This is a genomic window from Williamsia sp. Y712, from assembly GCF_059445525.1.
Genome location: NZ_JCAIUN010000004.1, coordinates 507,244 through 521,223 on the forward strand (window position 1 = coordinate 507,244; position 13,980 = coordinate 521,223).

At 62.7% G+C, this 13,980-nt stretch carries 14 protein-coding genes; 4 read left to right on the forward strand and 10 right to left on the reverse strand.

What is annotated here, in order from left to right; all coding sequences use genetic code 11:
* Positions 1-148: 148 nt before the first annotated feature.
* Positions 149-766, forward strand: coding sequence for a TetR/AcrR family transcriptional regulator (locus tag AC1D75_RS25540; RefSeq protein WP_495518117.1), 618 nt, complete (start codon positions 149-151; stop codon positions 764-766).
* Positions 767-777: 11 nt separating this feature from the next.
* On the opposite strand, the gene AC1D75_RS25545 is transcribed toward AC1D75_RS25540, so the two are convergent.
* The 3 genes from AC1D75_RS25545 to scpC form a co-directional block, all read right to left on the reverse strand.
* On the reverse strand, positions 778-2,058 hold the full coding sequence (locus tag AC1D75_RS25545) for an MFS transporter (protein WP_495518118.1): 1,281 nt from the start codon (positions 2,056-2,058) through the stop codon (positions 778-780).
* Entirely contained in the window at positions 2,055-2,696 is a 642-nt protein-coding gene (locus tag AC1D75_RS25550) for a GntR family transcriptional regulator (protein ID WP_495518119.1), read from the reverse strand. The genes AC1D75_RS25545 and AC1D75_RS25550 overlap by 4 nt, the downstream gene beginning before the upstream one ends.
* Before the next feature lie 180 nt (positions 2,697-2,876).
* Positions 2,877-4,418: a succinyl-CoA:acetate CoA-transferase ScpC gene (gene scpC, locus AC1D75_RS25555; protein ID WP_495518120.1), complete on the reverse strand. Its 1,542-nt coding sequence runs from the start codon at positions 4,416-4,418 to the stop codon at positions 2,877-2,879.
* A 332-nt stretch (positions 4,419-4,750) separates the two neighbouring features.
* On the opposite strand from scpC, the gene AC1D75_RS25560 reads away from it, so the two are divergent.
* The 3 genes from AC1D75_RS25560 (at position 4,751) to AC1D75_RS25570 (ending at position 6,712) form a co-directional block, all read left to right on the forward strand.
* On the forward strand, positions 4,751-5,308 hold the full coding sequence (locus AC1D75_RS25560; RefSeq protein WP_495518121.1) for a CsbD family protein: 558 nt from the start codon (positions 4,751-4,753) through the stop codon (positions 5,306-5,308).
* A 32-nt stretch (positions 5,309-5,340) separates the two neighbouring features.
* Complete coding sequence (locus AC1D75_RS25565) at positions 5,341-6,021, forward strand: IF2 family translation initiation factor (RefSeq protein ID WP_495518122.1); 681 nt, start codon at positions 5,341-5,343, stop codon at positions 6,019-6,021.
* Positions 6,022-6,433: 412 nt separating this feature from the next.
* Positions 6,434-6,712 (forward strand): DUF1918 domain-containing protein, encoded by a 279-nt coding sequence (locus AC1D75_RS25570; RefSeq protein WP_495518123.1) that lies wholly within the window; start codon positions 6,434-6,436, stop codon positions 6,710-6,712.
* 61 nt (positions 6,713-6,773) lie between these two features.
* Here AC1D75_RS25570 and AC1D75_RS25575 read toward each other — a convergent pair whose 3' ends face one another.
* The 7 genes from AC1D75_RS25575 to AC1D75_RS25605 form a co-directional block, all read right to left on the reverse strand.
* The gene (locus AC1D75_RS25575; protein ID WP_495518124.1) at positions 6,774-7,037 is read right to left on the reverse strand and encodes an Atu4866 domain-containing protein; all 264 of its coding nucleotides are present in this window, start codon (positions 7,035-7,037) and stop codon (positions 6,774-6,776) included.
* Between the two features lie 188 nt (positions 7,038-7,225).
* Positions 7,226-8,011: an ABC transporter ATP-binding protein gene (locus AC1D75_RS25580; RefSeq protein WP_495518125.1), complete on the reverse strand. Its 786-nt coding sequence runs from the start codon at positions 8,009-8,011 to the stop codon at positions 7,226-7,228.
* Positions 8,008-9,012: a FecCD family ABC transporter permease gene (locus AC1D75_RS25585; protein ID WP_495518421.1), complete on the reverse strand. Its 1,005-nt coding sequence runs from the start codon at positions 9,010-9,012 to the stop codon at positions 8,008-8,010. Before AC1D75_RS25585 ends, AC1D75_RS25580 begins: the two co-directional genes overlap by 4 nt.
* Before the next feature lie 53 nt (positions 9,013-9,065).
* On the reverse strand, positions 9,066-10,112 hold the full coding sequence (locus AC1D75_RS25590) for an ABC transporter substrate-binding protein (protein WP_495518126.1): 1,047 nt from the start codon (positions 10,110-10,112) through the stop codon (positions 9,066-9,068).
* A gap of 216 nt (positions 10,113-10,328) precedes the next feature.
* Complete coding sequence (locus AC1D75_RS25595) at positions 10,329-11,201, reverse strand: universal stress protein (protein ID WP_495518127.1); 873 nt, start codon at positions 11,199-11,201, stop codon at positions 10,329-10,331.
* A 673-nt stretch (positions 11,202-11,874) separates the two neighbouring features.
* A complete protein-coding gene (locus tag AC1D75_RS25600; RefSeq protein WP_495518128.1) occupies positions 11,875-13,335 on the reverse strand; it encodes a multicopper oxidase family protein in 1,461 nt (486 codons plus the stop codon).
* Positions 13,328-13,795 (reverse strand): hypothetical protein, encoded by a 468-nt coding sequence (locus tag AC1D75_RS25605; RefSeq protein ID WP_495518129.1) that lies wholly within the window; start codon positions 13,793-13,795, stop codon positions 13,328-13,330. Before AC1D75_RS25605 ends, AC1D75_RS25600 begins: the two co-directional genes overlap by 8 nt.
* Positions 13,796-13,980 lie beyond the last annotated feature (185 nt).

Sequence of the window (13,980 nt, forward strand, 5' to 3'; positions counted from 1 at the left end):
ATCGAACCGTAACACGAGAATGAACACTGTTCAATCCTACTTCGAACATTGTTCATTCTCTGCTTCGAAACGCCTGCGGAAGTACGCATCAGGGTCTGCCTCAACGGCATTCAATTGAAAAGTGCGTGGAAACGACTACGGTTGGCCGGTGGGTGAAACGGAAAAAAAGTCGATCTACGGCGACGCCGAAGCCAGGCGACGCCGGACGCTGGATGCGGCAGCAGCCTTGTTGGACGAGGGCGGATACACGGCACTGACCATTCGGTCTGTGGCAAAGCTGTCAGGTACCAGCACCGGCCTGATCTATCAGTATTTCGTGGACAAGCCAGACATCTTCGTCGCGCTGCTGAGCGAGAGCCAAGTCGAATCGCGCATATTTGTGACCGCCCTCCCCCGCGACCAGGGAGTCGCGGCAATGCTTGAGAGCATCATTCCCGAAGCCGCGCGGCAGTGGGCCAGGGTGGGCCGCTTCGCCGGGACTTGGCGAGACATCGAAGGTGACAATCACGCCGAACGCGAGTCGATCCGTGAGGTGCGCAAGACGGCGCAGCAGTACAACGACGCGCTCTACAGCGCACTCCGGGAGGCGGCATCAGTCGAGGGCCTACGCCTGAAAGACGATCCGGCACTGCTGCCGTTTGTACTCTCCGGCCTGCGGGGCGTGGCAGACACCATCGTCAACAGTTGGGCCCCCGATCTCGATCCGACCGAGTTCGCCCACTTCGCCGCGACGTCGATGGCCCAAGCCATCACATCATCGGACTGATGATCGACCGTTCACGGAGCTGATCTGGATCGAACGACCCCGATATCCGCTCCACTGTCAGACGGCAGATGCTTTCGATATCCGACGATCACGATCAGCGTCGACGCCACGGCGAGAACCGTCAGAACCATCAGCAACACAACGGTCGTGAAGGGAGGTGTCAGAGCGGCAAGGATCGTTGGCATCAGAAAACCGGTGTACGACAATGCATAAAAGACGCCTGTCAACTTCGCCAGATCTTCCGGTGGCGCGATCCGCTGCACTTCCAGCAGACCCGAGACGAGCCCGATCCCGAAGCCCACGCCGAATATCACGCTCACGAGAATCCCCACAACAGGGGAATTCATCTCGACCGCAACGATCATCACCACCAGGCCGACAATCATCGTGGTCAGAGAAACAACCATGCCACGCGCGCTGGATGCTGAATCGATCCGCTTCGCGATCGGCTGGATCAGTGCACCCGATCCCAGAGCGACCACGCTCATCGCGGTTGCGTATGCCAAACCCATTCCCCCGGTGGCACCTTCGAGTAGAACAGGGAGATAGCCGTACGACAGACCACAGGCGATGAACAGCCACGGCCCGCAGATCGCCACCACCCGGATGAAGCGCCGGTGCCGGGCCGAGGGCACCCCGAACCTGGTCCGCAGACTGCGATGCCCATCGGTGCGTTCGATCGTCTCCGGCGCCTTCCTGATCAACCACACGAACGGAGCGATCACCGCGATATGGACCAGGTACGGAAGGACCTCGGGCAACGGCCCCCATTGCGCGAGGCTTCCTGCGATCAACGCACCCAGACCAGAACCCAGAGTGAAGGCAAGTGACGCACGCCGCGCCCCCGAACCCCGGTCCGCCGCCGGGTCGTACGGAGCTTGCGACAGCTCCTTGAGCCAGCTGGTTCCGACAGCCATCGCCGTCCCCACCGACATTCCGGCCAGAAAACGACCGACATATATTGCGGATGCACCGAGTTCACCGGCGCCAAGGAGAAGACTGGCAATCAGCCCGAACCACACGCCGGCGAACATCAACGGCCGTTGACCGAATTTGTCAGACAACGCTCCCGCGATCAACAGAGCCGGCACCAATCCCAGGACGTAGATTCCCAGGAAGAACGTCACCGTTGCCGACGAGTAGTGCTCGACGTTCTTGTACAACAACAGCATTGGGCTGAACTGGTTTCCCGACCACGCGCAAACGAACAACGCTCCGAACACAAAAGGCCATGCGCGCCGGTGGCCTACGTCAGCGACGGCCGAGTCTCTCCGCTCGGTCTGTAAACTCACAACGCACCCTGATAGCGATCGAGATGGGCAGTCAACGCGGTTCCGAAACCGGCCTCGTCACCTCCGATGAAACAGGCCGCCAGGACCCGATGGTCCGCAAACGAGGACGCGAGGTTGGCGGGGTCGACGCGCAACAATAGGTTTCGCAATCGTTGTTGGCGACTGCGCAGGTGATCATAGAAGTGGCATGCCACCGGGTTGCCCGACGCCTCGACCATCAGCGCATGAAAGTCGTCATCACAGGCAACAAAGCCCGACACATCCCCCGACTCGACCAGCGCCGCCTGTTGCCCCAGGTTCTCGCCAAGCAACGCAACGATCCGAACACTGGGCCCACCTGCCGAAAATACCTGTCCCGCAGAAGCATTCTCGATACCTCTTCGCATGGCCAGGACGTCTGCAGCCTCAGTGGGAGTCATCGGCCGCACGATCGCACCTTTACGAGACACGAGGTCGAGCAGCTGTTCTGTGCTCAAGCGCAGAAATGCCTCGTGCACCGGCGTCCGGCTGATTCCGAGCTCGGCTCCGATCGCTCCTTCGCTGATGAGTTGCCCGCCCGCGAGTTCGCCGCGAAGTATCCGTTCTTTGGTGTGCGTATAGGCGAGCTCTGCTGCGATCGGGGGCTGTAATGACGCCATACGAGCGATCCTACTCCTTGCATGCATGCTTGCATGCAAGGAGTGAGTTCGGCTGGGACCAGTCGAGCAACGTCTGGACCAGGGCGCTACGCAGGCGGACTGTGCACCAAGTCTGTTCGGTGCCGACCAATCGAGCGCACGTCGCGGTGCCGCCTATCGCACGGCTGACGCATCGCTACCTCACGACCGCCGCATCGAACCGGTGTCGAGGTAGCGCTGATGGAACGCGAAGGCCTCGCCGAGTAGGTGTGGCGTTTGCCCCGCATCGGGCATCGCCTCGGCGCGGGACAGATAGTCGTGCAGCAACGGGCGGAAGTCGGGGTGCGCACAGTTGTCGATGATCAGGCGTGCCCGACGTCGCGGCGAGAGGCCGCGCAGATCTGCCAAACCCTGCTCGGTGACAACCACCTGCGTGTCGTGTTCGGTGTGGTCGACGTGCGGGACCATCGGGACGATTGCGGAGATGGCACCGCCGCGAGCCGTCGACGGGCTCAGGAACATGGAGACGTAGCCGTTGCGGGTGAAGTCGCCCGAGCCGCCGATGCCGTTCATGATCTTCGTGCCCATGATGTGCGTCGAGTTCACGTTGCCGTAGATGTCGGCTTCGAGCATGCCGTTCATCGCGATGATGCCGAGACGACGGATCACCTCAGGATGGTTGCTGATCTCCTGCGAACGCAACGTGATGCGAGTGCGATAGAAGTCGACGTTCGCGGTCAGCTCTTCCATGCCGGCTTCACTCAGGACCAGGGCCGTCGATGACGCATGGGCGACGGTTCCGTCCTTGATCAGGCGAAGCATGCCGTCCTGAAGGACCTCGGAGTAACAATTCAGACCTTTGTACGGCCCGCGGTCCAAGCCACCGAGCACTGCGTTGGCAACGTTTCCGATACCGGCCTGCAGCGGGAGGAGGGTGTCGGCAGGCAAGCGGCCTGCACGCACCTCGTAATCGAGAAAATCCAGGACGTGGCCGGCGATGGCCTCACTCACGGCGTCGGGCGCGCTCACCGGACTGGCGCTGTCGCGGCAGTTGGTTTCGACGACCGCAACAACCTTGGCCGGATCGACCCGAAATGTTGTCTGGCCAATGCGGTGCTCGACATGGGTGATCTCGAGAGGCTTGCGATTCGGCGGCAGCGCGGTGCCGTAGTACACGTCGTGCATGCCTTCCATCGCCTCAGGCACCCAGGAGTTGACCTCGAGGATGATCTTGTCTGCGACGTCAAGCCAGGTCTTGTTGTTGCCGATCGAGGCGGCGGGGATCAATTCACCCGACTCGGTGATGCCTGCGATCTCGACGATGGCCACATCAACGTTGCCGTAGTAGCCCTCCCACACCTGCTGCGCGACGTGCGAGAGGTGGATGTCGACGTAGTCCATGCGGCCATCGTTGATCCGGCCCCGGGCAGTCGGCTCCGCCTGGTAGGGCATGCGCAGCGCGATTCCGTCGATTTCGCAGAGAATCTTCTCGGCCTCGGAGGACACAGAGGCGCCGGTCAGGAGGTTGATCGTGAATGTCGATCCCTGCCCGCGGGTGTGCTCGATGCGCTCCGCCAGGGCAGGGATGGTGACCTTGGGCGTGCCGGCACTGCCAAAACCACTGATGGCGACGGTGTCACCCGGGTGAATGAACTTCACGGCGTCAGCTGCGGACATCACTTTCGGAGCGAACGCAGCGCTTCGTATACGACCGGAGGTCGTGGGCTCACCTGATGTGGTCACGGCAACAGGATAGGCACCACACTTCACGACGATCTGCCGAGATTCCTGCTGCAGGACCAATGCGGCGTGATATAGGTAACCGGCTATCCGCGATTGAAAATCTGCTCCACCTGCCTGCGTTCGCGCCGGTTGCAACCACAGCGAACGCGAAGAAGTGGAGCGGATTTTGGACGCGGGGGCACCCCATACACCTCCGCCGAATGTGCCCGTGGTCACACACTGGATGAGTTTCCGGTTCGAACCCCGCAGCTTGGGGAACCCCACCAATCAATGGACACCTGACCCGGGGTTCAACGTGTGAGCATCCTATCGATGCCATGGAGGGAGTGAGCATGACTGACGACAGCAGAGCTGAGCAAGCCCGCAAGGGCCTTTTCGACTCGGTCAAAGGCAAAGCAAAGGAAGTGGCCGGCGCTGTGACCGGCAACGATTCGCTGACAGCCGAGGGGCAACTCGAGCAAACCCAGGCCCAAAAGCGCAAAGAAGCAAACGCCGAGGAGGCTGTTGCCAAAGCGGAAGCCGAGAAGGCTCAGCGCGAGGCCGCCGAAGCCCGAGTTGAGGGCGCGCAGGAACGGACTGAGGTGGCAGCCGAGACTGCGACCACTGAGCGGGTGGTCGAGACTGTGAAGCAGACCCAGAAGGCGGCGGCTGCGCAGCAGGCCGAGCACAAGCTCGCGGTCGAACAGACACAGGCCGAACTCGACGCCAAGGCCAAACAACAGCAAGCGCGAGCCGAGGAGCAGGTCGAGGTCGCCGAGACCACGAACGATGTTGTCGACGCAGTCGACGAACATCAGGAATCGGTGGCTGAGGCGAACCGCGCCCGAGCGCAGGCCGAGCAGTTGCGACGCCAGGCGGACGGCCTCACCGATCAAGCCGACCTTCCGTAAAGCGACCACACCCAAAGTTGAGGAGAGTGCACATGAACATTACCGAACTACCGTTGGTTGTACTACGAACGCAATATCGGATCGCCCGAATCCCGTTGCAGCTCATCGAGGATAGAGTCGTCTCCCGACTGGATTCGGAGGCGGCCGCTCGGCTCCTGTTCGAACGTTCGTTGGGTGTTCTCGACTCAACGGTTGGGAGTCTCCTGGGGGACCCATTGATCGAAAAACGTGGATCGGCGCTCACCAAACGGAGCGAAGCCCTCGGTCGCGCAGCGCAATTGGAGGCCGAAGCCGAGCGCAAGCGTCAACAGGCCGCCGCGACATTGAAGGCCAAGGCCGACCACGCCGTCGAAGACCGGAAGGTGGCACGCGAAACCAAGCAGGCAGAGATCAATGAGGCGGCACGGCAGGCGGAGGAAGACAAACGAGCCGCCGCCGAGAAAGCTCGGCAACGGACCGCTGAGGCCGAGCGACAGGCCGACGAACTCGCTGCCAAGCGCAAACAAGAGGCCGAAGCCGCCAAGCGGGATGAGCAGGCCAAGATCAATGCGGCTGAACTGAAAGCGACCGCTGCCGCTGCAGCAAAAGCAAAGGAAGCAGCAGCCAAGCGGGACGCCGCGGCGACCAAGCGCGACCAGGCCGATCACATCGAGAAACTCGCCGACGCCGAGAAAGACAAGCGTCGGAAAGATCGGGCGGACAACAAAAGCTGACGGCACAGCGGTTTTCGGTTCAGCTACACCCAGCGCGCTGTCGCGCTGACCTCGTCTACGACCGAACGGGCAGCGGCTGGACGAAGAGCGCGTCAGCCACCGCACACACCACGGCGCCGTGGGAGAGGGTTCCGGTGACGAACGTTTTCCGGCCTTCGATTCTGTCTATCGTCGCGTCCACGCGCAGTTCCTGATGGACCGGTGTGGCCCCGACCACGGCCGTCCGCACGGTGCCCGGTCGCTGTCACCGTGCTCGCCGTCCCTGGAAACGCGTCCGTGTCAACAGGGTTGTGACCACTTGCCCTACCGAGCCGCACCGAACGGTGGGATAACGTTATTGGACGGCAAACGATCGTCCACTGGCGGCGACGTGGCCGCTGTAAGGCTCCTCGCCCGGGGAAAGGACAGTGACATGCACGCAAAAACGGGTGACTGGTTGGTGGTCAAGGGCACCGTACTCGACGACCCCGATCTGTTCGGACTGATCACGGAAGTGCATTCATCGACGGGTGAACCGCCCTACGTTGTCCGCTGGACACACAACGATGTCGAAGCGTTGGTCGTACCGGGGCCGGACGCGCGAGTGCTGACACCCGAGGAGCACGAGCACGAAGTTCAGCGCCGGGAAGACCACATCGATGCCGTCCAACGGACCATTTCCGACCGAGCATCAGGCGACCACCGGCCCTGAGGACTCGACCAGGGGACCAGAGACAGGCCGGAGCGATCGCCCCGGACATGACCGGACAGATTCATGAAGCCTGTTCCTCGCGGTAGAGCACCAAGTGCTCGTGGTACAACACCCCATCGCGAATATCCCCGGTCGCGGTGAACCCGGTGTCGTCGCGATAGTCCAGGTGCGCGCCGGACACGGTATACGTACCGGTGTAAGCGCTGGAAGTGTTGCCTCGCGCCTCGTCGTAGCGCCCGTTCGGTAACAATTCCTGACGTATGTATCCGTCTGCCGTAACCCACATTCCGACGACGTCAAGGTCTGCCGCCGAAGCGTTGTTCATGCCATTCCCATCCGTGAATCCACCTGCGACGGAGACGTTCTGAGTATTCTTCAAGCCCATAGCTCCTTCCGATTCCTCCTCAACTTGCATCGTCCAGTTGACATGGTTCGAGGATATGGCGAATCGGGCAATTGAACATGGGTGCATCGCACCCTTGCTCAGACCTCAGACATCACCACACGATGCGATCAGCCCGCGGGAACGCCCGTAGATTGCGGTCGATACGTGACCGCGGGGTATCCGATGACGGGGTCCACGGTGACATTCGCCCGGACCTGGTACACCTGCTCCACCAGCTCAGCGGTGATCACCTCGGTCGGAGTACCGACCGCGACGACTCTCCCGCGGTCGAGGACGATCACCCGATCGCAGAACATCGCCGCCAGATTGAGATCGTGCAACGCGATGTAACTGGTGAGCGGGAGTTCGGCGACCAGGGCCAGGATGTCGAGCTGATGCCGGATGTCGAGATGATTGGTGGGCTCGTCCAGCAACAATTCGTCCGGCTCCTGCGCGAGGGCCCGCGCAATCTGAGCACGCTGCCGTTCACCGCCGGAAAGGCTGTGCCACAGACGTTTCGACTTCGACGTCATTGCGGTGCGCTCGAGCGCCAACGCGACAGCCCGCTCGTCCGCGGACTCGTCACCACCGAAGATTCCACGGTGCGGAATGCGGCCGAGCCGCACGATGTCGAGGACAGTGATGTCGACCTCGGTGTCGGAGTGCTGGTCGACCGTTGCCACCCGGCGGGCGATCTGACGACGTCGCAGGTTCCTGATCTCGACGTCGTCCAGGAGAACGCGGCCCATATCCGGGACCGCGATTCCACTGAGCACCCGCAGCAGCGACGACTTTCCGGAGCCGTTCGGGCCGAGCAACCCGATGGTCTCACCCTTCACGGGGTCGAGGGACACTCCATCGAGCACCAACTGTCCGCCTCGACTCCATTCGATATTCTTGGCACACAGCGTCATTGGCTCGACCTCATCCGGAAGAGGATGAGTGCGAACGCAGGAACACCGATCAGGGCCGTGACGACACCGACCGGAACTTCCTGGGGCGCAAAGACTGTGCGGGCCAGCGCATCGACCCACACCATGAAAATCGCGCCGACCACCGCAGCGGTGGGCAGCAACCGACTGTGCTGTGGGCCGACGATGAACCGGGCAGCGTGCGGCAATACGAGACCGACAAACCCGATCGCCCCGGCCGCACTCACCAGGGTCGCGGTGACAAGTGCCGTGATGCCGAGCAACAGCATCCGAACCCAGCGCACCGAGATGCCGAGAGACGAAGCAGCGGTGTTGCCGAAGGTGAAGGCATCCAGCGCCGAAGACTGCGTCAGGCACACCAGGAGGCCGACCAGGGTCACCGTGCCACAGAGCATGACGTTGGTCCAGTCGGCCCCGGACAGCGAACCGAGGAGCCAGAACAGCACACCGCGGGTCTGCTCGGCGTCGGCCGAGGAGATCACGATGAATGACGTCAGGGCCGAGAACAGTTGTGTGCAGGCCACTCCGGCCAGCACCACCCGGGACATTCCGCCACCCGCGCCGACGGCCAACAACATCACAAGGGCGAAGGAGAGAACAGCGCCGAGGAACGCGCCCACCGACAGCGACACCGCTCCGGCGCCGAGTCCGAGGACAACGATCACCACTGCGCCCGTGGACGCCCCGGAAGAGATACCGAGAACAAAGGGGTCGGCGAGCGGATTGCGCAGCAACGACTGCATGATCGTCCCGCACAACGCCAGCCCGGCACCGCAGACGGCCGCGAGCAGCGTGCGTGGGAGTCGCAGTTCCCACACGATGCCGTCCTTGATCCTGCTGACTCCCGAACTGCCGAGGCCAAGGTGATCGAGCACCACCGCGTAAACGTCACCTACGGAAAGGCTGGCGGGGCCGATGGTGATGACGATCGCGACGGACAGGGCCAGCACCACGAGGCCGACCAGCAGGAGGATCCCGAGCAGTGGGCGGGAATCGGTCCGTGCCGGTCGGACTTCGCGGTGGGTGCTGACCGCGGTCAGCGCGCCAGTCCCCACTGTTCGAGCGCGGCCGCTGCCTTCTCCACACCGTCGATGGTGCGGATCGACGGGTTCAGGTCGGCGCCGTTGACCACGATGTATCGCTTGTGGCGAACGGCGGTGAGCCGCTGGGTAACCGGGTTCGATTCGAGAAACGCGATCTTGCTGTCGAGGGCGTCGCCGTCGATGCTGCGCCTGCTGAGGTCGGCGAGCACGAGGGCGGTGGGGTCCCGATCAAGGATGCTCTCCCAGCTGACCTGAGGCCATTCGTTGGTGGTGTCGGCGAAAATGTTCTCGGCGCCAACAGAATTGGTGATGATGCCCGACGAGCCACAGCAGCCGGCCATATAGGGGGTCTTGGTGTCGGCGAACCAGTACGCCAACGACACACCCGCGGCGTCCACCGATCCCGTGGCAGTTTCGAACCGTTGCTGCAGTTCGGCGACGAACGCCTCACCGCGGTCTCGGACGTCGAAAATGGCTGCGAGGTCGCGGATTTCCTTGTAGACGGTGTCGATGCGCAGGGGGTCGGTGCGGGCGCCGTCGGCGTTGACGCTCGCGTCGGTCTTGCCGTCACAGTCCGTCGGCGAGAGATAGTTGGGCACACCGAGCTGATCGAACTGATCTCGGTCGGCGACGCCACCGGGTCCGAGTGTCCCACCGAAAGATGCTGAGACGAAGTCGGGTTCGGTATCGAGGACCACTTCGAAGGAGGGTTTGTTCTCGGCCAGGCGCGGCACGCGGGCGTTGTCGGTGGCGAGGTTCTCGCGGACCGGGTCGGTCCAGGTGGCGGTGCCGACCATCCGATCTGCGAGCCCGAGCGAGAGCAGGATCTCGGTGGACCCCTGGTTGAGCGACACCGCGCGCTGTGGTGGTGCGTCGATGGTGACGGTATGACCGCAGTTCTCGATGGTCAGCGGAAAGGCAGACCCGCCTGAACCCATCTCCGACACCGGTTCATCGGCCGTCGACGAACATGCCGACAGGAGCAGGATCGAGGTGATCGTCAGGGTGGTGGCACCGATGTGCCGCCGAGATGTGCGCATGAAACGGTAACTCCTACATCAGGGCCCAGTCGCGGAGCCGAGGAACTTCTGAACCGATCAGTGAGTAACCGGACTCCGACCCCATTCGAGGTCGTTACCGTTGCGCGTCAGTCCCGGATTCACACCGGGTTCCCTCGCTGATCGTGGCCGCATGGGCGGCCTCGGCAACCATATACGGCGCTCGCGCGCCGGTCGTCTGCGCCTGTGCCGCAGGGACTACCTGGTGGGTGCGTGCACGACCATCACCGGGCAGGGTGCGGTGTGGAGAATGGCCTGACTGACCGAGCCGAGGAGCAGTCCACGGAACCCACCGCGGCCGCGGCTGCCCACCACGATGAGTTGAGCGCCACGGGCTGTGTCGACGAGGTACGGCGCGGGGGCCTGGGCAGCGATGCGCGTTTCGACCGCAACATCGGGATGGTCCTCGCGGTGGCCGGCCATCAGTACGCCGAGGCGTTCCGCGGCTTCGTCGTGGACCTGCTGACTGACTTCAGGATGTCCGTCGTCCCCGCCACGGGAGAATCCTGGATCGGCACGCACCACGATCAGCGAGGTATTCAGCTCGTCGGCTTGGATGAAGGCGTGGGTCAATGCTGCCTGCGAGTTGGGAGAGCCATCGACACCGACCACCACCGGGCCGGCTGTGGGAGGTCGCTGGGGAACCACGACGACGGGGCAGTCGGCGTGAGCGGACACGTCGGTGCTGACAGACCCGAGCAGCAGGCCGGTGACTCCGCCGATCCCGCGACTACCGACGACCAGCAGGTGCGCTGAGCTGGAGATCTCGCGCAGCACCAGCGCGGGTTTACCGTCGAACACCTGTCCCCCGACTGCGACGTCGGGATTGGCTGCTTTGACCGTCCCGACAGCGGCGTCCACGATGCGGCGGGCGTCGTCGTGGAGAGTGTCGATTATGTCTTGGGTCATCACCACGCCCGGCGCGTAGCCGGCCACGATGGTGCCGACCGCCGTGACGACCAGTAACGTCCGACCTTCGCGTATTGCGGCGGCGGCGGCCCACATCAGCGCGTTTTGCGCGTGCTCAGAGCCATCGACTGCCACCACTACCGGCGCGTTCAACGTAGCCATTACCTATCTCCTTTGCAGCTGAGATCGTCCACCATGCGGTCACTCCACGATCGCCGATCTGTTCGCCGGTTGCAGGCGAACCGCAAACCGAACATCGAAACGTGTCCAGCTCGCTCTGAGCCGATGCGAGCGTTGTCCAACCGCTGGTCGACCAGCGGTCTCGAACAAGAACTGCCGCGCGCATATGTCATGCCACTGGTCCATCGCGACGACTGGCCGATATCCGTTCTGCGCGTGGAGAAAACAGATGTCCGGTTGCTCCAGTAGCCTCGGACTCACCAACTCATCAAGGGAGACAACACGTGACGTTTGCTCGCACTACGACCGGGACGATCTCGGGATTCATCGCGGGCGCCCTGCTCGTCAACACTGTCCCCCACACGGTCAAAGGAATAACCGGCCAGAGGTTTCCAACCCCGTTCGCAAAGCCGCCGGGAGTCGGGCTGTCCTCCCCCATCGAGAATGTCGGATGGGGCGCGATCAACTTCGCTGTCGGCAGCGCGCTAGTACGCCGGCGTCCCAGGACCGCCCGGGATGAGATCGCCGTTGTCGCCGGTGGGGTTGCGACGGCATTTTTCCTTGCGCACTATTTCGGCGGCCTGGACCTCGACAAAGCAGAACCGGCCGATCAAAGCCCTGTTCTTCAGTTTGCCCGGTCACCTCGATGAGACGACTATCGATCGACCACCTCGAGTAGTTGCATCATGCCGTGGTCCTCGTGGAACAGGATGTGGCAGTGCATGACGAACTGGCCGGTGAAGTCCTCGAAACGGTGCCGGATGGTCAGGCTACCGAACGGCGGGAGCATCGCGGTGTCCCGGTAGTGCTGCTGGTCGACGGGCTCGTCATTGATCGCAACGACTTGAAAGTCGTTGACGTGTATATGAATCGGGTGAGGTTCGTAGGTCCGATTGATGAAATGCCACTCTTCGGTGTCACCAAGTGTCATGGTCTCGTTGACAACGTGGTGATCGAACGTGGTGCCGTTGATGAAATACATGAAGTGCTCGATGTCGCCGGTACCACGCGGCTCCATCTCTTCGAAGACGAATTCGCGTCTGCGATCGATGACGGCGTCGCGAAGGTCGTCGAAGGGCAGCAGTGCAGTGGGAACGGGTTCGGGACTCTGCCGGTCACCCTGCGACACCAACGTGAGCAACGGCATCGGGGCCGGGACCATCGATGAATAGAAGGGGCCGAACTCTTCCCAGCTCAGGGACTGCAGTTGGTATGTTCCCTCGTCGGCTCCCCCGATGAGCACATCTGCTCGTCCCCCTGGGACCACCTCGATGACGTCGCGTGTCTCGACGGAGGTCAGTGCGTCGCCATCGATGGCGATCACGTGCATGGGATGTCCGTCGAGCTGCAGTCGCAGGAACAAAGAACTCGCGTTGATGATTCGCCAACGCTGCACTTCTCCCGGCGCGATCTCGGTGGTCGGCTGGAACGTGCCGTTGACCAACGTCTGCTGCAGGTTGTTCGAGCTCTTGTCACCCGGAACCATCTGACCGTCGGCGATTTCGGTCTGACTCAGCACGAGGAGCCGCTCGGGTCTACCCGCAACACCCGGAAGTTCGTCGAGCTCGCCACGCACGATCAGGGCGCCGAACAAGCCCCCGAAAACCTGTGTGTCACTGAGCGTGTGCTGATGCGAGTGATACCAGAACGTTCCGGCCGAGTGGTCCGACGGGAGATCATAGGCATAGTCGAAGGTCTCGCCCGGCTCCACGGCCAGCAAGACATCGTCGCTCGGCTGTTTCGGCGAGACATGCCACCCATGGGTGTGCAGATTGGTCGGCTCGCCGATCTCATTGATCAAGGAGACCTCGATGCGATCGCCTGGACGCACATCCAGTGTCGGTCCCGGATAGGTCCCCTCATACGTGACCGCCTGGACCTTCCCACCGCCCAAGGCGACATCGGAATCCCGAACGCGCAGTTGAGTCCTCAGCGTACCGTTCTCACTCGCTCGGACATTCGGCTCGAACCAGGTCGCGCCGTCCGAGGCGGCGTTGCCCGATGCGCACGCGGACAGCAACGGGGCCCCGAGTAGTGGCAGACCGATCAGTGCGGCGCTGCCGGTGAGAAACCGGCGTCGGCTGACCGAGCCGGCCTGGGACGTGGCATCAGCCATCGTTGGACTCCTTGGTGACGGTGACGGTACGAGAGGCCGGTAGGATTCCCGGCGCTGTCCACTCGATATCGATGGTGTGCGAAGTCGTTCCGTCGCAGGCGAAGACAACTGCTGCTCCGATGCCGGTCGGTCCGCCCGCCGGAACTTGATATGGCAGGTTGTCCTGAATCCCGACCGGCAGTATCTGGCCATCGAGAGACATCGTCACCTCCGTCGCCGACGGCGCACTCCAGCCGACCGTCACAACCACTCGGGCCGGTACATCCTTCAGACACACAAAGTTCGGCAAGACGGTGAAGTCGTTGACCGCCAGCGCCCCACCAGGGTCGGTGGCGGGGGCCAACGATGTCGCGGCCGGTGTGGTCCGGGTCGGAACAGGTTTCAACCCGTCGCGGCTTCCGGACCCGGAATCGGTGCATCCACTCACCATCAGTGTCAACGCCACGGCACTGAGCGCCACACCAACGCCTGACTTCCGAAGTCGGCCGATCACACGTTCACGAGACACTTGCAACCGACCACAGCATCGAGCAGGTCATATCTACGTCCATTTCGGGTCTCGCGCGGGCCTGGATCTCCGCACACCGGATTCAGTACAGCTACAAAGTGCGTATATTTTGCAATTGCCCTGCAGCATTGCCATCG